This is a genomic window from Gammaproteobacteria bacterium CG11_big_fil_rev_8_21_14_0_20_46_22, assembly GCA_002796245.1.
In the GTDB taxonomy this organism is placed as follows: domain Bacteria; phylum Pseudomonadota; class Gammaproteobacteria; order UBA12402; family UBA12402; genus 1-14-0-20-46-22.
The window spans coordinates 11,659-33,216 of the sequence record PCWT01000043.1; the positions used below are offsets into that span (position 1 = coordinate 11,659).

Consider the following 21,558-nt stretch of genomic DNA (forward strand, 5'->3'; position numbering starts at 1 on the left):
AGAAGTTACTTTTCGACGATTTGTAGCTTATATATTACTATGGCGCTTGTATCGCTTGTTTTGGGGTTCAAGGTCGTTCACTTTGGCCACTTTTTAATAAGCGGCGCGGCTTTTGTTTTGCCTTTTCGTTATTTGTTAGGTGACGTTTTGGCAGAAATATACGGTTATCATGTTGCAAAGCGACAGATATGGAATCTCTTGCTTGTCTGCTTTGTTTTTTCTTTAATTGCAAAAGCTGTTATTGCACTTCCGTCACCAGCATATTGGACTCACCAGGCAGCGTTCGATTTTGTTTTAGGCAAAGCATTCCATGTTTTTGTTGTTGCTTCGCTTGGCTTTTTAGTGGGTGCAATGTTGAATATTTATGTGCTGAGCCGCTTTCGGATTATGTTGAAAGGGCGTTATTTTATTATCCGTTCTTTTTTTGCATCAATTGTTGGAGAGCTGACACAGTATATTATTGCGTTATCAATTTTATACTATTCAATTTTTCCACCGTTAAAAATAGCACAGTTAATTTTTTCCGATTACTTAACACAGATTTTGTTTGTGTCGATATTAACGCCATTTGCGACAATATTGGTTATCTGGCTTAAGCAAGTTGACCCCCTAAGGGTAGATAGCGAAACCATTGATTTTGATCCATTTAAGATGCAATAAACTCACTTAATCCTGGTGGAAGTAATTTTAGTTGAACGTGTATGTCAATGCCAAGGCCATAACCGCTTATGGCGCCACCATAGCTCATTTGAGAGCTCATGAATAATATTGCAATGCTTATAATTGGGTTGTGACGTTGAAATGGGCTTTCTATTTTGGTAGAAAAGTGACCTTGCCCAATATCATTGCTAGTAAAAACATTAGGTATACCAAGCGGTTCAGGTCTTGTGGTATTTTTAGGTGCGAGATTATTTCTTCTTAAACCGATAACAGAGTAAAGGCTGTTAGGTATCAAGCCGTTGCACTCAATGTTAAAAGAAGCGGTGTCATTTTTCTTGTCATGGTTGACGGTCAAGCATCCCGATGCTTTACACCATTGTTTTAAAGTGATTGCTTTTTTTAGTTGCCGAGTATTCCATGGTGTCTCATCGCTGATGGGTGCTAAGTGTAAGGGGTAGGAATCTCGAGTAAGATCGCACAAATTTTTCTTGTAGAATGGTGAGGCGACATGAGGGTAATTGTTACAAGGTAATGGCGAGGCTAGCGTATAAAGTATCATTTCGCCATCATTTTCTATTGAAAGCATTCTTTTTATATCATAAGGCAGTTCTTCTCCAAAGGTTGGTGTAGGAGAGTCTTTGGATACAAGCGCCATCCCCCAGTTTTTTTCAAGGGTATTGGTGTTATTTACTTCGTTTAGTAGACCGAGCACGACAAAGTCGCCGTCATTATTGCCGACCTCGCTGGGTGGATACGAAGGACCTTGTGTTGTTAGTGTTAATTTATAAAATTTTTTCATCTGTCGAACTTCGGGTAGCTTTTGCTAGGGTATCACTTAATAAGGTGACTTCTTTTTTGGAGATTTTTTCTGTATTCATAACAATAAAGTTTATTGTGATCGTCGCACAGAGTTGATCATACTGGAAAAAATCCGAGCTAATTGTTGCGTTAACGTAATTGTTGGACTGGGCATGAAAGCTTAGTTTTGAAAGGATGTTAACATCGAGTGGGAAAATAAGTTTAAGGAAATTACTATCGATATTTTTCAATATAAAGCTTCTTTTAAATCTTTCTGTCTGCTCGGTATAGTAATTTTCAATAATCGAAATCATCGACTGCCTTGCTGACTCTATGATTAGCATGCCCTGTAAGTGCTGGCGTGTCACGTGGTCGGAGATAATATCGCAGCCGTTATCGATTAATAGTTGACTCTGAAATTTGTCTTCAGCTATTTTTTTGGGTTTGGATATTAAAACATTCTCATGATGCAGTTTATGAGTAAAAGCTTTTGCTTCTTTGTTAAGCATTTCGTCTAGTAGACGAAGTCGAGGTTTGATGGTTAATTTTTCAAGTCGTTCGCTTATTGTTGCGACTTGTTTTTGATTTATACCTTGGGTGACAAAAATACACTGGTAAATTTCGGCTTTTTTTTGAAACTGGCTTTTACTAAGGTTCAATAATTCTGTAATTGTTAATATGTCACTGTTAATGCAAAATCCTTGCATTTTATCGCCAGTAATAATTAAAGTGCTTGTGTTACTCATTTTATTTAACCTCGATAATTCTCCATTTTCGCGCTTGTGCGAAGCATTTGAATTTTTTGTCTTTTACGATCGCAGAGGGATGGCCAACTATCGATAGCATAGATGCATCTGAAATATGATCGCCATACGCGTGGCATTTATTTAAACAATGAAAATCTTTCTCTGCACAAAACTTTTTTATTCTCCTTGCTTTTCCTTCGCCTATAACTGTCGGCAAAGCGTTATTCCCGGTAAAATGTCCATCTTTTACTATTAGTTTAGTTGCGATAACGTGATGAGCGCCAAGATGCCGCGCAATTTGCTCAATAAGAATCTCTGGTGATCCTGAAACAAATACAATGCCCGCGTTTCTATTTTTGTGTTTAGTAATTTCATTTAATATTTCTGGCCTGAAAAAATGCTGAGGATTCTTCATTTTTAGCTCAATCCAGGCGCTGGCTATTTCGGCGAGATCGGACTCGTTCCAGCCTTTATAAAAATGGCAATAGAGCTGGTTGATTGTTTCTCGACTTGCGCCAAATTTCGAAAACAGTTTGAGTAAAATATTCTGTTTGAATGCGATGATTTGCCCAATCAGCCGACCGTATTTTTTATTAAGAGCAAAATAATAAAAATCAAATAAGGTTTTATTTTGTGTCACGGTTTCATCCACATCAAAAAAACAATAATATTCGAATGTTTTATTTTTTATCATGGTTTTTCTTAAGGTGTTGGCGCATTGCTACGGCTAGCATCTGGGCTGGCTGCGTCAGAAAGGTTGATCTCATGTATCTCTAACCACTTGTCATGTAGCCACATTTGCGTTTCGCGCATCATTTTTTCCATATTCCAACTGATGTCACGTTCAAATGTTTGCACGACACCAGTATCATCAACAATTATCCAGGTCCATAATTCTGTTTTAGGGTTAAAGGTTTTAACTTTCATGCCGCTAACTGTCACTGTTTCATCATCGCAAGAAATTGTTTCGTCGTGACGTGCAATCCAGTCGAGGCGTAAATGCTTTGATAATATAACTTTGGGTTCAAATTTCATGCGAACATCAGAATCAAGCATGATCAAATCAGGCAGCTCAATATCTCCATCAGTTAAATCATCTGCAGTACACTGCAAAAAACGAAGCGCAACGGCAAGGGCTTTTTGGTGTGAAATCTGTTTGAGTGCTTTATTGGGCTGCATCACTGTTAAGCCAAGTATTTTCTCTGCGGTGGGGTCGTAAACGACGCTAATATGCTTGCCACCCAGTTTGTTGCTTTCGCCTGATTCTTCATAACGTAATAATATGGCTGGTGTTTCTCCAAGTCGTTCCCCCTTATAGTATTGAACGCGTGCTCGATTTGTCAGCTTGAAACGGCTAAGTTCAATACCTGCTTGGCTTAACTGTCTTCTGACTTTGTCGTCTCTAAACTCAGAAGATGCTTGGGTTGATAAAGTTCCTTTTTGGCCCCATTGGCTATAGTTTGGGCTAACTACGTGTGGTGTATCGGCTTGGCCTATCGTCATGACTTTTTCCTGTGCTATAATTAACTCGTACGGGCTGTATAATTTGATAAATTCATATTTTAATATACGAATTCTAACGGTAATTTTTTTAATTGTGAAGCTTTTGAGATAAATATGTTTGGGTTTTTTAAAAAAATGTATAAAAATTATCTGTCGCGAGGTTTTTCTGCGCTGACTTCGTTATTTTTAGAAAAGCATTATGCTTATTATATTGAAGAGATTGACGCAACTGCTCAGCGAGTCATCTTGCGATGTCGGGGCTCCCATATCATTGTTAGGGTTGGCTATACCGAATTGATTGGTGATCCCCATCTGTTGCGTGGATTGCCTCCGCTGCAAGCATGTAAGTTGGGGGGGGTATTATGGCCGAATGTTAAGAGCGGCAATGGAGGGTGGTGAGGCTTTAAAGCGCGCTAAAAAAATGAATTTTTTGTTAAGCGATAAGAGCGGGCGATACAAGATAGTTTTTCAAAATCGCAATGGCGAGATTGGTTACTTTGATCAAAAATCACGACAAGAGTTCGTCGAGCATCCACTAACGTTGGTTAAGAATGATTATATTATCTCAGAGTTTGACTCAAGTCAGGCTTGCTTTATTGGTATTTTGGCGGGTGTAAGCATAGAAAAGGCTATTTCCTCGGGCCAGTCGCCAGATAATGTGGGTGATATAATGAATAAGGCGCCCAAACTCAGGGTTGTTAAATAGTTTTTACAGGCCGGAAAATCCTGCTTATCTTTGCGCGATTCATTCGTTAAGCTTAGTAGCTAAACCGTGATTGAACCACAGTACCTAAAATTTGAATAGTCTCGTTGAGTGCCTCAGGCTCTGTTTTTCTATAGGGTGATAATAACAGTTGATCAGGGCCGTCGATCGAGAGTTCGCGTAAGGTGGCGTCTTGCGTGTCAGGGTATTGTACGATCACTAAATCGCCATCATTGGGTTTGACAGTGGGGTCTACAATGAGTGTGGTGCCGCGAGGGAAGTGCGGTTCCATGCAGGCGCGGCTAATGAGGGCGTAGCTCTGCTCATTATTGCTTTTGTCAACAATCACCCACTCATCCCAATTGTTGGGTGTCAGCCCCTGTGTCGGATCACCGGTTTTGGTGCAATCTGACCAGGAAATGATGGGGATGGATTTGCCTTCTGCCATAATCTTCTTATTTTGCAGGACATCGTAAGAATACAATCCGTCGAGTGATACCTGAAAATAATTGGCTAGCTGTTGAAGCGTAGAAATGCGGGGGTCGGCTGTTTTGCCGGAAAGAATCTTATGAAGCGTCGGCTGCGGAATGCCAGTACGGCGCGCAAGCTCTGCTTCATTGACTCGATGTTCATGCATCAACAAGTGTAGATTTTCAATCAGAATATCGTCGGTTTTTGAGACTAAGGTCTTGGCGGTTTGTGCATTCATGAGGTGGTGTCCGAGACTTGATATAGAGAGATGATGGCAGGAAAATTCTTATTTTGCAAGTCTTTGTAGTCTTTTTCGAATAATGATAACAGAAAATAGTGTCTGGTTGGTCATTTCAGAGGCTGCTGATAAATAAAATTCATGAAGTAAACGTATGTTTTTACAATAAAAATCAAATAAATTTAAAAATTAATAAAAATAATTCTAAAAATGTTTGACATAAAATAATATTGCGAGTATAAATATTCTCAAAGTAATTAAATAAATCGGCAGGGAAAAAATGAGAAAGCCTAAAAACCCAGAAATCGATAACGCTGTGAGTGAGCTTTTATTAAATGAAGGTTATACCAAAGCTGAGTTAGCTCGTTATCTCGAAACAACGCCTGAAACGATTGATGCGGTATTGATGAATGTGAGTGAGTGCGGTTTGATCCAAACTATTCAAAAACGCCTCGTTTGTCATCATATATAAAAAATTTAACTATCCTTACTTTAGAGGTTTATTATTTGCCAACACACTTAAAGTTTAAAACGATGTGACTATTTTCTGGGTTGAGTGCTGATAATGTGGCTTGAGATGCGCTGCCGTTTTCTTTTGCAGTGTGCCTATCATTATTCATGACGAAGTGATAATTGTCGACAACAAGATGTTTGTGTTCTGATTGGCACTGTTGCTCCGCGTATTTCTTGGCTTGTGACAGTGCTTCGGTGTTCGTGAAGCCGTCAGCAACCACTCGATAGCCACCTTGGTTTAAAGGGATAATGACGGGTGAAGAGCAGGCGCTTAGCATTAAAGCTGTGCCAGCTACCACGATAGCAAAAATAATATTAAGATATTTCATTTCTTATATCCTTATAAAAATGCGGGCAATGAGATGATGATTAAATTATCTCAAAATAGTGTTTTAATCAATAGCTTCGCTTTTTCCCTGAGTGCTTATACTCAGGTTCAATGGGTCTAAGTAAAGCCATTGCCTTATCTTGGTGTTTATTAAACTTATAGGTTGAAATGGTTTGTTTTTTTGCTAAAATATCTAGCATGACTAGAAAAAATAGACAAAATTTAAACCATTTGCTGCTTAAGGCGCCGAAAGGTGGGCTGTTAACCTCGGATTGTCTTAAAAGTTTAGGTGTGTCAACAAAGTTGGCTTGGTGGTATGTGCAGTCCGGTTATTTGGAGCGCATAGGCGGCGGATTGTATAAATTGGCTGGTGACTCCGTAGACTGGGTTAGCGTGTTACATGCTTTACAAACGCAGCAGGGCTTGCCCGTTCATTTGGGCGGTAAAAATGCATTACAGCTACTAGGAAAATCTCATTACTTGCCGGCTCGCTTTGAGGCGCAAACATTACAGTTATTTTCACCAGAAGGTATCAAGCTGCCGCGCTGGATGAATGCGGTGCGTCTTGAGGGTGGATTCGCACTTTATAGCACCGTTTTGTTTTCGGGACTAAAAGATAATGTACTGGGCTTGGTTGAGTATTCTCAGCATGGGCTATCTATACAGATTTCATCGCCTGAGCGTGCAGCAATAGAATTATGTTATTTAGTGCCTAAGGTTGTTAGCTTTGAAGAGGCGGCATTGTTAGTTGAAAATCTGGCGCGCCTTCGTCCGACGCTTGTTCGAACACTTTTAGAAGCCTGTCATAGCCTTAAAGCGAAACGGCTATTTTTATTTTTATCAGATTACTACCAGCATCCATGGCTAAAAGAATTGGTATTATCGGGCGTTGATTTGGGTAAAGGAAAAAGTGTCGTCGCAGGTGGTGGTGTGTATAATGCTAAATATAAAATATCTACACCAAAACTCGGTGAATAAGAATGAGTGAAAAATTTTATCAGCAGCAAGTCGAGTTATTGCTTGATGTGCTACCTGTCATTCAGTCGTTTGATTGTTTTGCTTTAAAAGGTGGGACAGCCATTAATCTTTTTGTTCAAGATATGCCGCGACTCTCTGTTGATATCGATTTAACTTATTTGCCGATAGAGCCTCGAGACATTTTTTTGAGAAATTTAAACACAGCGTTAGAAGCGCTGTCGAATCAACTGGAATCGCTAGGTTTTGGAGTGATTAAGCAATATGCCAAGCAGGATAAACAATTAATCAAGTTGCTTATTAGTCGTTTTTCGACGGAAATTAAAATTGAGCCCAATATTGTTTTACGTGGATCGGTATTTGGTACGGAACTTCGTGCTTTGGTGCAAAACGCTCAGGAAAGGTTTTTACAGTCTCAACAGGTAAGAACACTAGCTTTACCCGATTTATATGCGGGAAAAATATGTGCAGCACTGGATCGTCAGCATCCGCGTGATTTATTTGATATTAAATTGTTGTTCGAGAGCGAAGGTATTACTGATGAAATGAGGCAAGCATTTGTGATTTACCTTGCAAGTGGCCCAGGGCCGATGAATGAGTTATTGGCTCCAGATGAGCTTGATATGCGTGGGGTTTATAATAAAGAGTTTGTCGGCATGACTAATGTTGGTGTGAGTTATGACGAATTACATGAGGTGCGTTCGAAATTAATTAAGACGCTGCAAACACAGCTCACTAAAAATGAGCGGCAGTTTTTGTTATCCATCAAAATGGGAAAGCCCGACTGGAATTTGCTTACAGTTCCTAATATTAAAAATTTACCTGCTTTGCAGTGGAAGCTTTTAAATATCAAAAAAATGAATAAAACAAAACACAGCAAAATGTCGGATCAATTGAAAAAAGTGTTGGGGTTATAATGTTTTTGGATTGCTTGTTACCGGTGTTGCACTAGCAAATAGAATCCACCAAATAACCCAGTCTACCCAAGACGGTTTCCACATTGTTCTTAATGATTTTATTTTTTTAGGAGATTTTTTATGTCTATTCAGTCCATGATTGAAAATCAACGCTCGGCGGTTTTGATGAAGCCAGGTTGGGTCTTGTTTGTTCTAGCCCTCTCCGCATTCGCGATTGGCACGGCAGAATTTGTGATGGCTGGTGTGTTGCCCAATATTGCACACACGTTTTCAGTCACAATCGCCACATCTTCGTATTTGATGACAGCTTATGCAGTGGGCGTGGCCGTCAGTGCGCCGGTTTTGGCGGTATTGACACTGCGTTTGCCTAGAAAGATTACCCTGATTGCTCTCATGACTCTATTCATTTTGGGTAATGTGTTATCGGCGCTATCTCATCAGTTCGATGTGTTGATGGCAGGCCGGATTATTTCTGCATTGTGCCACGGCACCTTTTTCGGTGTGGGTGCGGTGGTTGCGGCCAATGTGGTGGCACCGGAGAAAAAGGGGCGGGCGATTGCGTTAATGTTCACGGGCCTAACTTTAGCGAATGTCTTGGGTGTGCCAATGGGTGCGTTTATTGCTGAGCATTTTGGCTGGCGTTCAATGTTTTGGATGGTGTCGATTTTGGGTGTGCTGAGTTTGTTTGGACTTTTGGTTTTTTTGCCAAGCTCTCAAGCTGAGATATCATCAGACATCAAGCATGAGTTGCAAGCGTTTAAAAAACTGTCGCTGATTTTGTCGCTATTCATCACGGCCTTGGCCTTTGGTGGCGTTTTTGCGGCGTTTTCCTTTGTGGCGCCGATGATGACGGTATTGTCGGGTTTTCAGTCCAGTAGTGTTTCTTGGCTTTTGTTGATCTTTGGCGTGGGGTTGGTGCTGGGCAATATTCTCGGTGGGCGTGCGGCTGATCGAAACTTGTTGCGCGCTTTGTTTGTTTTGATGGGCTTATTGGCGACTGTGCTTTTCGTGTTTGTTTTTACGGTGCACGTTGCTTTATTGTCGGTTGTGACGTTATTTTTGCTCGGCGTGTTCGGCTTTGCCATCGTTTCACCTGTGCAATCACAGGTCATGCAAGCAGCCTCAGGTGCGCCAACCTTAGCCTCGGCGGTGAACATTGCGTTTTTCAATGTGGGTATTGCATTGGGCACCTATTTAGCGAGCACAGCGGTTTCGTTGGGCTTTTCCTATGCTTCGCCAAGTATGGTGGGTTTTTTATTAGTGCTGTTGGCTTTAGCCTTGCAACTGCTTAAACAACGCTACCGTAATCGCAGCGCTTAGCCAGGAGCGGGTCGGCTGCGTTTTGCATCCGGATTGTCGGGTAAGCGCTCGCTGGCTAAACTTCTTGGAAGGCTGTCTGTCTCCAGCTCCGGTTCAGAAGCAAGATCGGGCAAGCAGCCTGGTTCTGTTTCATCATCTCTATTATGTTCGCGGTTTTTTGCGGCACTTCTTTCGTTGACGAAACCACGAATATAGTCACGTTCTTCTTGGGCGGACATTTCAATCGTTGGGTCTAGATAATCCGCGGGTTGCTGGCCTAGCATTTTTAGCTCTAAACCTTCATCTCGAACGCAGGAGCTTAAAAAATTCAGTAGCTGGGTTTTTTGATGTTGCATCACGTGCTCCATGATGCTTTGTTGTACCCTAAAGTATTGCTGTGGGTTCATCAGTTTTGCTTCACGATTTAGCACGCCGAACCTTACCAAGTCACTTTTAAATTTATTGTACTGAGCTTTGTTTAAGCCATACTTTTCTTGCATGAAGTCACGGTATTTGTGGCAAAAATTAGGCACGCGCACCACCAGTGAGATAAAGATATGATCTGCATCCACTCGGTGAAAGAAAATGCGTTCGCGCGCCCGGATGTACCCTCCGGTGATGTGGCCGCCCGGCGCAGCGCAGCGCGCATCAATATGGTTTTGGGCAAACTCATCGAGTATACGAGCGCTAATACTGGGTAATTTTTCTTTGGTGTGTAAACTTGCATGAACAACGCCGAGGTAGGGGTGTATAGGGTGGCCTGACGGTAAGTAAAACGGGTGTAGTGGCTTGACTTTGCCTCGAGGTTTGTGGGTTCCATTTTTGTCATAGTTGACGAGGCTTAAGGCATATTCAAAGGCCCAACGTGGGTCTTCCGTTGTCGAGACAAAAGGTAGCTGTGTAAATCCAAGGTCTTTGAGAAGAGCATACTTTTCTCTCTTTTTGGCGCCAAGCCGACTGGTATCATTAGTTTGAGAGTCCTTTAGCTCTTTGATCAAATCTGCATAGGAGTTGACATATCGCTGTATGAATTCAGCTAACCGGCTGGGATAGGTTTTTCTGCGACTGCCAGGCTTTGTCATGAGGGGTTCAACATCCTTTTGTTCTGCCATAGCGTTGAGTTTTGATAATACGAGCCTGCTTGTGCTGTTAAGTTTTTGCTCGCGCTGGCTTAAGGTTTGTGTATACGTTTGTCGCTGAGCTCGGCTTGCCAGGTTTTGTAGGTCTGGTAATGTAAAAGGTTCTTGGGCTAGCTCGTGCGCAGCTGTGCAGTAGGTTGAAGGCCTTGGAAGTTCGCCGGTGTTTTGCGCATCGGAAATTTTTCGGTGATGGTGCCTTTCTTTTTTCTTGTAGTATCTAGGGTAAAAATGCTCGCCACGAAAGTGAGGAATAACAACGCCTCCCCTCTCAGGAAAAGTTCTTGCAAGGTGTGCTCGCAGTGACGCACTTGAGCGTTTAAGTCTGTCAGTATAGCGATAGTGAGTAGGGCTTTCTGAGTCGCTGTCGATGGAGGTGTCATTTTCATCCGAATTCGGTAAGTAGGATTGGTGTAAGCCTTGATAGGCATAGATTTTTAGTCGGATGTCGGCTTTATTTCTATCGCGTTTTTTTAGGATGTTTTCAATTAAATCGTACAGTCTTTTTTCGTCCGGTTCCCTGAAGTGTCGTGTTGACGGCATCATGGGGTTGTAGTGTGCTAATAAATGGCACAGCATATTGATCCAGGTTTCGTTTCTATCTTGATCGATGCTCGTGGGAAATCCGCTCATGATTAAGCCCAGGGTGTTTAAACCGACGGGTCTTTCGGTGCCTGCATTGTCTGGGCCCGTTTTTAAATCTGGGTCAGCCCCTGCGGCGAGTAATAATTTGAATGTGCTTAAATTTCCCCGCATTACCGCTTCGTGTAGTGGTGTGTAGCCGCAGTACTCGTAGGTATTAATACCGCAGCCGCCATGCTTGATTAGTAGTTGGATGATTTCATCATAACCACGGTAAGCTGCTATGTGTATTGCACCACCACCAATATTGTCTGCCGATTCATATACGGCAATCTGTGTATCGATGGTGGGTTCGGACAATAACCGTTCGCAGATTCGGGAAAAATTGTTTTCGGCGGCTATCGCTAGTGGTGTGTAGCTAGATTCATCAGAGCAGTTAACATTGGTACCTTTTGTGAGTAGCTTATCAACTTGATCTAGCCTGTTTTTTCTGACGGCTTTTAATAGTTGCTGTTCGTCTTTTGTAAGCTTGGGAGGATTCTCGCACATTGGCATGTATTCTATGTCTTCGAATCTTGAGTCATCATCACTCTCCATCGAGGAGGTTTCATCGGATTCAGAATAACTGCTTGGGTCTTCTTCGCTATCCATGGATGAGCTTTCATCCGGATTTGCATCGCTGTCTAGGGTATCGTCACTCTCTGCCAGTGAGGCCATATCTAGGTCTGAGTGCCCCATTGACTCTGGGTGTGCAATAAGATGACTCTCATCGTTTAAAGAAAAAGGCATGGTGATATCATCTGAGGTTTGTGAGTGTCAATCGGCCACACCTTTAGGTTTTGGTGTTGTCGCTAATGGGCTAGGGTTGAAAGTGTAGTTTCTTGCTGGCTCTGTTTCTTTGCTGTTCAAGCTGCTCGGTGTTTGTTCCAATAAAAAACCAGCATTATTCAATCGCTCCATGAATTGAGTAAAATGTGTTTTATTGTAGAGTGTGATTTTGAGCGTGTTACTGTTGTTTGTGACGTCGTACTTTGGCGGGCGTTCGTTCTTGGCGTCTAGTGACTCCAGAAGGTCGCCGAGCAAGTTGAGAAGCTCGTTGGCGTGGGCAAGTTGTTGTTCTTTCGATAAGGTGTTTTTAAACTCTATGGTCAGTGTGCAATTATTAAAGCCGTGATCACCTTCTGTTTTGGCTGTGTAGGGTCGTGGTTCGGGCGTTAGAAAAGCGATATTTTCTGCGGTTTTTTTTTGCGCTTCTTCATGCTCATTGCTGCTGCCCGCGCTTTTTTTACATTGGCAGGCGGGTAAATTCTGTGCTCGGCATTTTCCGCAAGGGTTGGTGTTGAGAGTTTGTGCGCTGGCGGCCATGGGGGCACCCTTGGTTTGTGTATTTTTTTTGCATCTTATCGATTTTCGGTCAAAAGTAAAGTCTTTGCTCAAAAACCCTTTACAAGAGCCCTCTAAAAGAGTATTTTGGCCCGATTAGAAACAAGAAGGTAATGTATGTCTAGAAAAGGTAAGACCTCGTATGCTCTTTTGGGCGTGTTGTCGTTCGGTCCGAAATCAGCTTACGAGATTTCGCAGTTCATTGAGCGCAGTACTCGTCACTTTTGGTCGGAGAGTGATGGGCAGTTGTATCCCAACTTAAAAAAGCTAACGGAAGCGGGTCTTTTACGTTGCGATCGGGATGGGCAAAGCGCGCAGCCGAATAAAAAACTCTATAGCTTAACAAAGCTAGGTGAGGCGAGCTTGCTTGAGTGGTTACGTCAGGCGCCGACAACGTTTACCGTACGCAATGAGTTTTTGTTGCAATTATTTTTCGGGCACAAGCTGTCTGTTACTGAAAATATTCAAAAAATTGAGGCTTATCGGCATGAGCTTGTGAAGTACGAGGCATTATTTGACAGTATTGAGCAGCGAATTAAAGAGCAAGGCCAAGAGCCAAGCTATTTACTGTTATCTTTAAGTTATGGTCAATATAGCCTCAAGGCGGAAATCCAATGGTGTGACCATGCCATTAAACAACTAAAGAAGGGGAAAAAATGATGAGCGCGATTGAAACCATTAAGGCTTTTTTGCTGGGAACACCGTGGTGGGTTTACCTTTTATTTTTCTATCTGATTAAGCAGGGTATTGCTGCGACAACAACGCGAACTGTATCGCTTAAAAAGCTTGTGATTTTACCAATTGTATTATCAGTATGGTCGATCATTGATTTGATTAAATTTTCGCACGTAACGCCGGGCTTATTTGTGATGTTTATGGCAGGTGTTGTTCTGGGTGTTTGGCTTGGCTGGATAATTGTGTGTCGGCAGCGTATTGCTTGGGCAAATCGTGCTGAGTATACCCTTCAGATCTCGGGCAATTACTCCACCTTGGTTGTTTTGTTGGTGGTGTTTGGCGCAAAGTATTTTTTTGGCGCAACCATGTCAGAAAATCCGCATTGGCTGCATGAGTTAGTGCCGCTGTATGCTTTGTTTTTTATCAGCGCAGTGATTGTCGGTGTGTTATTTGGTCGATTGGCAAACTATGCTTATCAAGTTTCAGGTAAATCACATTAAGGCTTTGCGATTGTCGGGTGTATCGTTTAGTCTGGCTCTAAATTTTCTTCATTAAGGTGTGTGTATGCGATCTCGTGACGTTCTTAGGCTTGTTCTTGCTGTAGGCTTTTTTTTAATGGGTTCAGTCAGTGCGTATGCACAGTTTTCGGTGAAAAATGACACCGATTATCCGGTGTATTTTTTCTCAGATAGCGAGCCAGGCCAGGCAGAGACGATACCGGTTCAGGAATCGCGTGAGTGGTCGGGGGCTCGTCAGCATTTGTTAGCTTGTTACCGAGTCGACTCGGAAAAGTTTTATTGCAGTGCGCCGGCGCTGGATAACCCCGATGATCGTAACCTGGTGGTGGTCGGCCGCTGTGATGAGCGCTGTCTTCATCAGCGCCTCGGGCCAAAAGTCTGTTACTGCGGCACTCATTGGACCATAAGCTTGTTCTGGTAGTGATGGCTAAAAGGGCGCTTTTCTCGTTGCGCCCTGCTTTTTTGCTTTATTTTTAATCAAAAATTCCCTCGAAAATAACTTTTGTGTCATTTTAGCCCATAAAATAATTATAAAAATATTTGACTTTAATTTATTCTGTATTATAAAATTCTAAAAGTAATTAATTCTTTGAATTTTTCAGGTCCGCCAAAGCAGGATTGGCAGCCTTTCCAAAAGTATTGCAGGGACGTGCTCATTACTCAGTACCAATAAAGGGGTCACGGTATGTCAAGCCAAATACAACAACCTAAAGGCGTCGTCGGCGTATTTACCTTACAGCTTTTAGGTATGACCGGGTTTTCCATGATTTTCTCATTATGTGTTTTGTATTGCACAAAAAGAATGGGTTTTTCTGACAACTCTGGCTACGCCATCACCGCAGCCTTCAATGCACTCGCATTTGCATTGTCTGTGCCTGGTGGTGTCATTGCTGAAAAATACTTAGGCTATCGTTTGGGTACAGTGCTCAGTCTATTTCTCTGTGGGCTTGGCCTCTTGGTGTTTGCGATCCCGACCGTTTCAATGCTGTACTTGGGTTTAGCGCTTTTTCTTGTGGGCACCGGCATGAACCTACCTTGTTTGTTTGTCCTGTTGGGAAATTTGTATCAAGATCAGCCAAGCAGCCAGCTTAGAGAGAATGGCTTTTTGTATGCCTATATCGGTATGAATGTGGGTAGTTTTATTGCCTCGGCCTTATCGGGCACGTTGGTTTCGGTCGCTGGCTATTATTTGCCTTTTTTGGTGGGCGCGGCCGCTACATTCTTAATGTACCCCGTGTATTTGAAAAATCGTCACTACTTTAAAGAAAGTAGCGACGTGCCCTACGCTCGCACTGGAAAAGTTAAGGGGCTTTTTTATGTAGGCGTGACAATTCTTGTCACCATTGCGCTGGTGAGGTTTGCGGGATTTTCTGACTCACTGTTGGTGGTGTTTGGTTTCGCATCAATTTTGTATGCCTTAAAGCTGAGTTTTTCTCAAGATAGAGTCTCACGAAATAAATTAATCGTATTTATTTTATTGACGGTTTTATCCATTATATTCTGGACACTATACTCTTTATCGCCATCAGCATTGACACTGTTTATTGATCGAAATGTCGATAGAAGTTTATACGGCTGGACGATTCCAACCGCTGATTTTTCAAGTTTAAACCCATTTTTTATCATTACTTTGGGCCCAATCTTTGCGTACTTTTGGAGTCGATTGGAAAAGCGATCTGGTTTTATTCTATCCACACCTTACAAGTTTGCTTTTGGTATTGCTTTGATGGGCGTGGGCTTTCTCGTGTTGGTGCTTGGCATCAAACACTGCAGCGTGGTCGGCTTGGTCTCAATAGGCTGGATTGTACTGAGTTATTTTCTACAAACAGCCGGTGAGTTGTTTGTGGGCCCCGTGGGTTATGCCATGGTGGGCGCACTGGTGCCTAAAAAGAAAGAAGGTTTGATGATGGGCATTTGGCAATTGTCAGCGGGTATTTCAGGGGCGCTGTCGGACTACCTTTCACGTTGGATTAGCGTTTCAAAAACTAAGCACAATCCCTTGTTAAGCAATGTTCACTACGCGCACTCCTTCGAGTGGTATGGGCTTGTGACCATTGCTGTGGGTGTGTTTGCTTTTTTAATTTCAAAAAAATTGAATGCGATTATCTCGGAGCGACAGGCTATGAGTGGTGCGAGCACTAGCGCATTTGATGATGATATGGTCATTCAAGCTAAATAGGAGGAATCAGAATGAACAACAATAATCAGTTCTCTAACCAGGTCGTGCTCAATGGCAGTCAGTATTTTAATGCTGTGGGTCAATATTTCGATGTTGTTAGCCCCTACAACGATGTTGAAGCCTTTGTTGATTTAACTTCAGCGGCAGCAGAAAGCCTGCCGTTGTTGGCGAGGCTGGATCTGGTTGATTTCAAAAAGCACGGCAATGACCATGGTTATTTGTTAATTAAAGGTTTAAAAACCGATCCGGATTTGCCTAAAACGCCAGTAACGGGTGAGGAGGCGAGGAATCGAAACAGTTACTACAGTGAGACTTGGCTTGCGATTGTTGCCAACCTCTTGGGCGAGCCTTTTAGTTATAAACAGGAAGGTGAGGGCTACTTGTTTCATAATGTTCGCCCAATGAAAAAAAGCAGTGAAAAGCTATCTTCGGAAAGCTCGGGTATTTTGCTGGATTTTCACACAGAAACGGCGTTTCACCCATTTATGCCGGATTTTTTGATGCTTTATTGTTTGCGTTCAGACCGCAAAAAGGAGGCGAAAACCATTGTTTCCAGTACGCGACGGTTTATTAAAAGCCTCTCGGAAGAGACGATAGCTGAGCTTGGAAAAAAACAGTTTAGGACCGGCATCGATTATTCATTTGGTAATCAATCACAAGCGCGAGGCAATGGCCCGGTTTTATCGGTTTTCTATGGTGATGATCAGGATCCACTCATGACGTTTGACCCTGATCTCATGGAGGGTTTGACGCCATCAGCTGAAAAAGCGCTTCAGGAGCTAAAAGCGGCTGTCGATTTCGCCAAAGAAGGCGTGTTGCTTGAGGGGGGTGATTTGCTCATTGTTGATAATCGCAGGGCGGTTCACGGCCGTAATCAATTTAAAGCTTACTACGATGGCTATGACCGCTGGTTGCAGCGTACCTACGTGACACGCAACTTATTGCAAGCAGAAATTTTATTTAATCATCGCGAGCGTGTGATCAGTTACGATTTTTATGACAAGCACTATAAGGTGGCAGTATGAAACTACAACGTTCCATTTCATCATTTGGCCTTCTGTGTGCCTCGGTAGGGTGTATGGTGGGTTCCGGTTGGTTGTTTGGCGCTTATTATGCAGCGCAAATCACTGGGCCTGCGGCCATTTTGAGTTGGCTTTTGGGTGGCGGTTTAATTATTTTCATTGCGCTAACCTTTTCAGAGCTGTCGTCGATGTTGCCATTAGCGGGCGGCATTGCGCGTTACTCACACTTTACTCATGGTCCGATGGTGAGCTTTTGTATGAGCTGGCTGGCCTGGTTGTCATGTGTCGCAGTGGCACCAACTGAGGTGCAGGCTATTTTGCAATACGGTTCAACGTATGCGCCAGGTCTGATGCATAAAGTTGGTGGTTTGCCGGTGCTGACATTGACGGGGTATGTGGTTGCGACCTTGTTAATGTTGGTCATCTCTTGGTGCAATATGATGGGCGTGAAGCTATTAACACGTTTAAATAGCTTCATGACACTGTGGAAGCTGTTGATTCCTATTGTCACCATTATCATTATTGCCCATGTAAAATTTTCGACGCACAACTTTGTGTCTCATCACTTTGCGCCCCACGGTTTGCATGGCATTTTGTGGGCGCTTCCCACGGCAGGCATTGTGTTTTCTTTCTTGGGCTTTAGGGAAGCAACTTCTTTGGCGGGCGAGGCGAAATTGCCAGGCAAAGGTATCCCGCTGGCTGTTATTGGCTCAGTTTTAATTTGCACGCTGCTTTATGTGTTGGTTCAGGTGGTCTTTATTGGTGCTGTGCCTGCCTCTGCCTTGGTGCATGGCGGCTGGTCGCATTTAAGCTTTAGTGGTGATATGGGTCCGTTTGCCGGGATTGCGACAAGCTTGGGTTTGGGCTTTCTGGTATTGCTGATTTATGTTGACGCCCAAGTTTCACCATTCGGTACGGCTTTTATTTACACGGCCACGACTTCGCGCCTTAACTATGCAATGTCTGTTAATCGTTACACACCACAGGCTATGTTGAAGTTGAATAAAAAAGGGGTGCCCGCTTTGGCCATCATGATCAACTTCATTGTGGGTATGATGCTGTTTCTACCTCTGCCAACTTGGCAAGCCCTTGTGGGTTTTCAATCAACAGCTATCGTGTTGGCATACGGTGTCGGACCTATTGCTTTATTAGTTTTGCGACGCGATGCACCGAATTTGGAAAGGCCGTTTAAATTACCGGCTAGCCGAGTATTTTGTGCCATTACGTTTACGGTGTGCAACTTAATTGCATATTGGACGGGTTGGGAGACGATCTGGCGTTTAATGTTAAGTATTGCTTTTGGTCTCGTTTTCTTCGTGATTTACAGGGCCTATATGCGCCAAAAATGCTTTAGCGCCTGGCGCTCAACCTGGTGGTTGTTGCCTTATTTTGGCGGGCTCACCTTGATCAGTTATTTAGGTAATTTCGGCGGCGGCTTGGGCGTGTTGAGTTTCGGCTGGGATTTTTTGGTCATTGCGCTCTTTAGTGTCGGCACTCTTTGGTTGGCTTGCCATCACAGCTTGCATGTTAGCACCTTAAATACGCTGTTAAATGATGATAAAGAAGTAGATTATCAAGTAGAACCACAAACTTACTATGAAGGAGTGAAAATATGACATTAGATAGTTTGTCTCAAGATACCATTGTTACCTACCCTGGTGGCGATATTGAAGGTAGGGCGACGATTTTGGCGGTGTTGCCTGTGCCGGAGCGCGATGATCAGCTGATGGTCATCGTGGATAAAACCCCGGTTCATCCAAGAGACCATCGCTCGCCGGACCAACCAGCAGATCAAGGCTATATGATGCTGGGCGATCAACGAATCGAGCTGCGTGATTGTTTAACAGCGGCGAAAAATCCTGAGACAAATGAAGTGTTTCTTGACCAGGGCATTCCTAAAGATCGAAAGAAAACGGCGGGATGGCCGTTGTTCGTCGCGCACATTGTCGATAAAGCTGCATTAGATGCTGATGCGGCCCTAGGGCAATCTGTGGGGCTTTTTGTTGATGCGAATTTTCGTAACAAACTGAGTTACATTCACTCTTTGAGTCACATGGCTTCCTTGGCACTTAACAAGGCGGTGAATGATTGTTGGAAAAAACCTGCTAGAAAAGACAGCCAAGGCAATAACGATTTTGATGGTACCGCCATAGATTGCTCACGTATTTTTCCTGATCATGGTGAAGATCGATATCGCTTAGGTAATAGTTTGCGTCGTCAATTTCAGATTGACGAAGTTCTTGGCAATCTTGAAAAAATTCAGTCTGAGCTTAATAAGCACCTTCAAGCCTGGCTGAACTTTTCATCGATTACTGCAAACATCATGCCAGCTGAGTCTCGCTTATCTGATAGGCGAATGTGGAAAGCTAAGGGCAATGGGTTTTTTGCAAAGATCCCTTGTGGTGGTACACATCTTGAAAGATTGGATGCTTTGAGGTCTGCAGAGGTGATATTAAGTAGAGAGGGTGCTGATGGTCTTCTAATGACGACAAGGCCTGCTTAGATTTGTATGAAAATAACAACAAAAGCACAAAGCTATTTAATCTTAATGACAGCAATATGGGGAATGACATTCCCCTTATTGCATCGTGCAGTTTCACTAATTACGCCTGAGCAATTGGTCTTCCAGCGTTTCTTGTTGGCCTGCCTGATTCTGTTGCCGTTCGTTTTTAAGCACCTGCAAAGAAGTAGTGTTTTGATTCTCTTGGGCGGTTTGGTTTTGGGGGCTTTAAACTGCGGGACTTATGTGTTTCAAACTATGGGTCTTGAAACGATCAGTGCGTCCAGGGCTGCTTTTATTACTGGCGCAAGTGTCTTGTTTGTGCCCTTTTTGTCGCCCTTTTTCCGCTTGGGACGGCCACGGCTGATTGATTTTGGCAGCGTATTACTTTGTCTTTTAGGGATTTATGTTCTCACCGGTGAGAATTTGTCTGGCATTACACTTGGTGATTTTTGGGTGTTGCTGTCTACCTTTTGCTTTGCGATGACGGTTTTGGTCGTGCAATGGTTGACACAGCGAACCAAGGACTACCTGTTGCTCACTTTTTATCAGCTATTTTTTGCTTTGCCGATTATTGCTATTTCCTCGCGCGGACATTGCTTTACTTGGCGCTGGCATACCCAATCTGTGTTAGCTGTGGTTTTTTGCGCGGTGTTTGCAACGATTATTGCGCTGTTCATTCAGATTCGCTATCAGCAGTACACCACGGCAACGAAAGCCGCCTTGATTTTTATGTTGGAGCCAGTGTTTGCGGTATTGTTTGATTGGTTGCTTAATGGTGAGGGGATCAGTGTTTCCATGTTGCTAGGCGGGTCGATGATCTTAATGAGTGTGATACTTTCCGAGTCATTTCAGGGTCTTAAAAAGGCGCTTCGTTTGAGTGGTTTTTTTTCGCATGAGCCCAATCGCTAATTTTTCGGCATGGCCTGGTTTTTTTAGTTTTCTTGAATCTTTTTCGGTTTCTTAGTAAATTTCATGTCTTGAAATTTTCTACATGATTTTATGAAAAGTATTCGTCATCTTGCTGCCTGCATTATAGGTAATATTATTGAATGGTATGAGTTTTCCTTGTTTGCTTATTTGGCGCCGACAATATCGGCTTTGTTTTTTCCTGCGGAGAATCGCGTTACAGGTTTGTTACTGACATTTTCCGTGTTTGCCTCGGGGTTTTTCATTCGACCCTTTGGTGCTGTATTGCTTGGTCATCTGGGTGATCGGCTTGGGCGAGCCAAGACTCTAAAGTTGACCATTTTTTTTATTTCTTTGGCTTCAGTTATGACGGGTTTCTTGCCAACGTTTTCATCTTTTGGCGTTTTGGCCAGTGTGTTATTGATTTTGTGCCGTTTAATTCAAGGATTTTGCATTGGCGGTGAGTTTGCGGGCGCTATGGTGTACTTAACCGAGTCAGCGCCGGCACACAGGCGTGCGTTTTTAAGTGCGATGACCAATAACGGCAGTAATTTAGGTGTATTGTTAGCGATTTCGGCTTGCGCTTTTGTTTCAAGTGTCTTGACGCCTGCCCACTTTTTGCAATACGGTTGGCGTGTGTTGTTTATTTTTGGTGGTGTTCTAGGTTTGCTCGGTTTATGGCTCCGGCGAGATATGGCGGAGTCCGAAACCTTTGAGCGAATTGCGCGAAGGGCATCTCAGTATGTGCCCTTTGTGTATGTGTTGAAAACACAATCGCTTAAACTTCTCAGTATTTTTGCACTGTTGTGCATCAGCGCCTGCGGTAGTTATGTGCTCATGGGTTATTTATCTACGTATTTGCATGTATTTTTAGGGTTGCCATTGTCGCGTGCTTACGCAATTCAAACTGAATTCATCATTGTAAGCTTGCTGTTGGTGCCCCTGTTTGCGTGGATGAATGATCGTTACGGGCGAAAAGGTGTGTTGGCTTTTGCGATTGTGGGGTACATATTTTTTGCAATCCCAATTTTTTATGGCTTACCCTTTTATATGAGTGCTTGGATACTCTTGCCATTGGCTATTTTTTATAGTGCGGAACAGGCTAGCACGCCGGTGATCATGGCAGAAATGCTTCCGGCAAAGGGTCGATATACTGGTGTTTCGATAGCCTATAACTTAAATATGGCGCTGGTCGGTGGTACGGCGGCGTTTGTAAACACAGTGCTGATTCATTTCTTCCATGATCCGATGATGATTGCGTATTACATCGTGGGGTGTTCGATTATCTCAGGTGTGATAGTGTTTGTTTTCCCCCCAAAAAATGTCGGCGCACATTTTCGTTTGGACGAGGTAGTCTAAACAAAAGCTCGCTTTATTTCTATTTGAAACCGATTTTGAAGGCGATCATTTTTTAAAAGCAAGAAGCGAGAGTTTCACCATGGTGTTAAATCAGAACTTAGCAGGGTATACTCGGATTTCCTATTGTCTTGATAGTCAGTGTAG

24 protein-coding genes are annotated in these 21,558 nt (G+C 43.1%); 16 read left to right on the forward strand and 8 right to left on the reverse strand.

Annotated features, from left to right (window positions below):
- Positions 1-39: 39 nt before the first annotated feature.
- On the forward strand, positions 40-660 hold the full coding sequence (locus COV52_05145; protein ID PIR11182.1) for a hypothetical protein: 621 nt from the start codon (positions 40-42) through the stop codon (positions 658-660).
- On the opposite strand, the gene COV52_05150 is transcribed toward COV52_05145, so the two are convergent.
- The 4 genes from COV52_05150 to COV52_05165 are packed head-to-tail and all read right to left on the reverse strand — an operon-like array spanning position 647 to position 3,707.
- Positions 647-1,459, reverse strand: coding sequence for a hypothetical protein (locus tag COV52_05150; protein PIR11183.1), 813 nt, complete (start codon positions 1,457-1,459; stop codon positions 647-649). The two genes, COV52_05145 and COV52_05150, sit on opposite strands and share 14 nt — an antisense overlap.
- Positions 1,443-2,204: a hypothetical protein gene (locus tag COV52_05155; GenBank protein ID PIR11184.1), complete on the reverse strand. Its 762-nt coding sequence runs from the start codon at positions 2,202-2,204 to the stop codon at positions 1,443-1,445. Before COV52_05155 ends, COV52_05150 begins: the two co-directional genes overlap by 17 nt.
- A gap of 1 nt (position 2,205) precedes the next feature.
- Positions 2,206-2,898 (reverse strand): HAD-IB family hydrolase, encoded by a 693-nt coding sequence (locus tag COV52_05160; GenBank protein PIR11185.1) that lies wholly within the window; start codon positions 2,896-2,898, stop codon positions 2,206-2,208.
- Between the two features lie 8 nt (positions 2,899-2,906).
- On the reverse strand, positions 2,907-3,707 hold the full coding sequence (locus COV52_05165; protein PIR11186.1) for a hypothetical protein: 801 nt from the start codon (positions 3,705-3,707) through the stop codon (positions 2,907-2,909).
- A gap of 114 nt (positions 3,708-3,821) precedes the next feature.
- Between COV52_05165 and COV52_05170 the strand changes: the two genes are divergently transcribed.
- Both COV52_05170 and COV52_05175 read left to right on the forward strand, forming a co-directional pair.
- A complete protein-coding gene (locus COV52_05170) occupies positions 3,822-4,106 on the forward strand; it encodes a hypothetical protein (GenBank protein PIR11187.1) in 285 nt (94 codons plus the stop codon).
- The gene (locus tag COV52_05175; GenBank protein PIR11188.1) at positions 4,093-4,413 is read left to right on the forward strand and encodes a hypothetical protein; all 321 of its coding nucleotides are present in this window, start codon (positions 4,093-4,095) and stop codon (positions 4,411-4,413) included. The genes COV52_05170 and COV52_05175 overlap by 14 nt, the downstream gene beginning before the upstream one ends.
- 52 nt (positions 4,414-4,465) lie before the next feature.
- Here COV52_05175 and COV52_05180 read toward each other — a convergent pair whose 3' ends face one another.
- Positions 4,466-5,119, reverse strand: a complete 654-nt coding sequence (locus tag COV52_05180) for a hypothetical protein (protein ID PIR11189.1) — start codon at positions 5,117-5,119, stop codon at positions 4,466-4,468.
- 280 nt (positions 5,120-5,399) lie between these two features.
- Here COV52_05180 and COV52_05185 point away from each other — a divergent pair, with 280 nt between their 5' ends.
- Entirely contained in the window at positions 5,400-5,591 is a 192-nt protein-coding gene (locus COV52_05185) for a hypothetical protein (protein PIR11190.1), read from the forward strand.
- Between the two features lie 31 nt (positions 5,592-5,622).
- Here the strand turns inward: COV52_05185 and COV52_05190 are convergent, their stop codons facing one another.
- Positions 5,623-5,961, reverse strand: a complete 339-nt coding sequence (locus COV52_05190) for a hypothetical protein (GenBank protein ID PIR11191.1) — start codon at positions 5,959-5,961, stop codon at positions 5,623-5,625.
- A 167-nt stretch (positions 5,962-6,128) separates the two neighbouring features.
- On the opposite strand from COV52_05190, the gene COV52_05195 reads away from it, so the two are divergent.
- The 3 genes from COV52_05195 (at position 6,129) to COV52_05205 (ending at position 9,172) form a co-directional block, all read left to right on the forward strand.
- Positions 6,129-6,938, forward strand: a complete 810-nt coding sequence (locus COV52_05195) for a hypothetical protein (protein ID PIR11192.1) — start codon at positions 6,129-6,131, stop codon at positions 6,936-6,938.
- Positions 6,939-6,940: 2 nt separating this feature from the next.
- Positions 6,941-7,852, forward strand: a complete 912-nt coding sequence (locus COV52_05200) for a hypothetical protein (protein PIR11193.1) — start codon at positions 6,941-6,943, stop codon at positions 7,850-7,852.
- A gap of 120 nt (positions 7,853-7,972) precedes the next feature.
- Positions 7,973-9,172: an MFS transporter gene (locus tag COV52_05205; protein ID PIR11194.1), complete on the forward strand. Its 1,200-nt coding sequence runs from the start codon at positions 7,973-7,975 to the stop codon at positions 9,170-9,172.
- On the opposite strand, the gene COV52_05210 is transcribed toward COV52_05205, so the two are convergent.
- The gene (locus COV52_05210) at positions 9,169-11,658 is read right to left on the reverse strand and encodes a hypothetical protein (protein ID PIR11195.1); all 2,490 of its coding nucleotides are present in this window, start codon (positions 11,656-11,658) and stop codon (positions 9,169-9,171) included. The genes COV52_05205 and COV52_05210 overlap by 4 nt on opposite strands.
- 27 nt (positions 11,659-11,685) lie before the next feature.
- A complete protein-coding gene (locus COV52_05215; protein PIR11196.1) occupies positions 11,686-12,234 on the reverse strand; it encodes a hypothetical protein in 549 nt (182 codons plus the stop codon).
- Between the two features lie 135 nt (positions 12,235-12,369).
- On the opposite strand from COV52_05215, the gene COV52_05220 reads away from it, so the two are divergent.
- The 9 genes from COV52_05220 to COV52_05260 all read left to right on the forward strand — a co-directional run bounded on the left by COV52_05220 (position 12,370) and on the right by COV52_05260 (position 21,414).
- Positions 12,370-12,912, forward strand: a complete 543-nt coding sequence (locus COV52_05220) for a transcriptional regulator (protein ID PIR11197.1) — start codon at positions 12,370-12,372, stop codon at positions 12,910-12,912.
- Complete coding sequence (locus COV52_05225; GenBank protein PIR11198.1) at positions 12,912-13,427, forward strand: hypothetical protein; 516 nt, start codon at positions 12,912-12,914, stop codon at positions 13,425-13,427. The genes COV52_05220 and COV52_05225 overlap by 1 nt, the downstream gene beginning before the upstream one ends.
- A 115-nt stretch (positions 13,428-13,542) precedes the next feature.
- A complete protein-coding gene (locus tag COV52_05230) occupies positions 13,543-13,866 on the forward strand; it encodes a hypothetical protein (GenBank protein PIR11199.1) in 324 nt (107 codons plus the stop codon).
- A gap of 264 nt (positions 13,867-14,130) precedes the next feature.
- A complete protein-coding gene (locus COV52_05235) occupies positions 14,131-15,624 on the forward strand; it encodes a hypothetical protein (GenBank protein PIR11200.1) in 1,494 nt (497 codons plus the stop codon).
- A gap of 11 nt (positions 15,625-15,635) precedes the next feature.
- Entirely contained in the window at positions 15,636-16,649 is a 1,014-nt protein-coding gene (locus COV52_05240; protein PIR11201.1) for a hypothetical protein, read from the forward strand.
- Positions 16,646-18,262: an amino acid permease gene (locus COV52_05245; GenBank protein ID PIR11202.1), complete on the forward strand. Its 1,617-nt coding sequence runs from the start codon at positions 16,646-16,648 to the stop codon at positions 18,260-18,262. Before COV52_05240 ends, COV52_05245 begins: the two co-directional genes overlap by 4 nt.
- On the forward strand, positions 18,259-19,149 hold the full coding sequence (locus COV52_05250; protein PIR11203.1) for a metal-dependent hydrolase: 891 nt from the start codon (positions 18,259-18,261) through the stop codon (positions 19,147-19,149). Before COV52_05245 ends, COV52_05250 begins: the two co-directional genes overlap by 4 nt.
- A gap of 6 nt (positions 19,150-19,155) precedes the next feature.
- The gene (locus tag COV52_05255; protein PIR11204.1) at positions 19,156-20,058 is read left to right on the forward strand and encodes a hypothetical protein; all 903 of its coding nucleotides are present in this window, start codon (positions 19,156-19,158) and stop codon (positions 20,056-20,058) included.
- 90 nt (positions 20,059-20,148) lie between these two features.
- Entirely contained in the window at positions 20,149-21,414 is a 1,266-nt protein-coding gene (locus COV52_05260; GenBank protein ID PIR11205.1) for a hypothetical protein, read from the forward strand.
- Positions 21,415-21,558 lie beyond the last annotated feature (144 nt).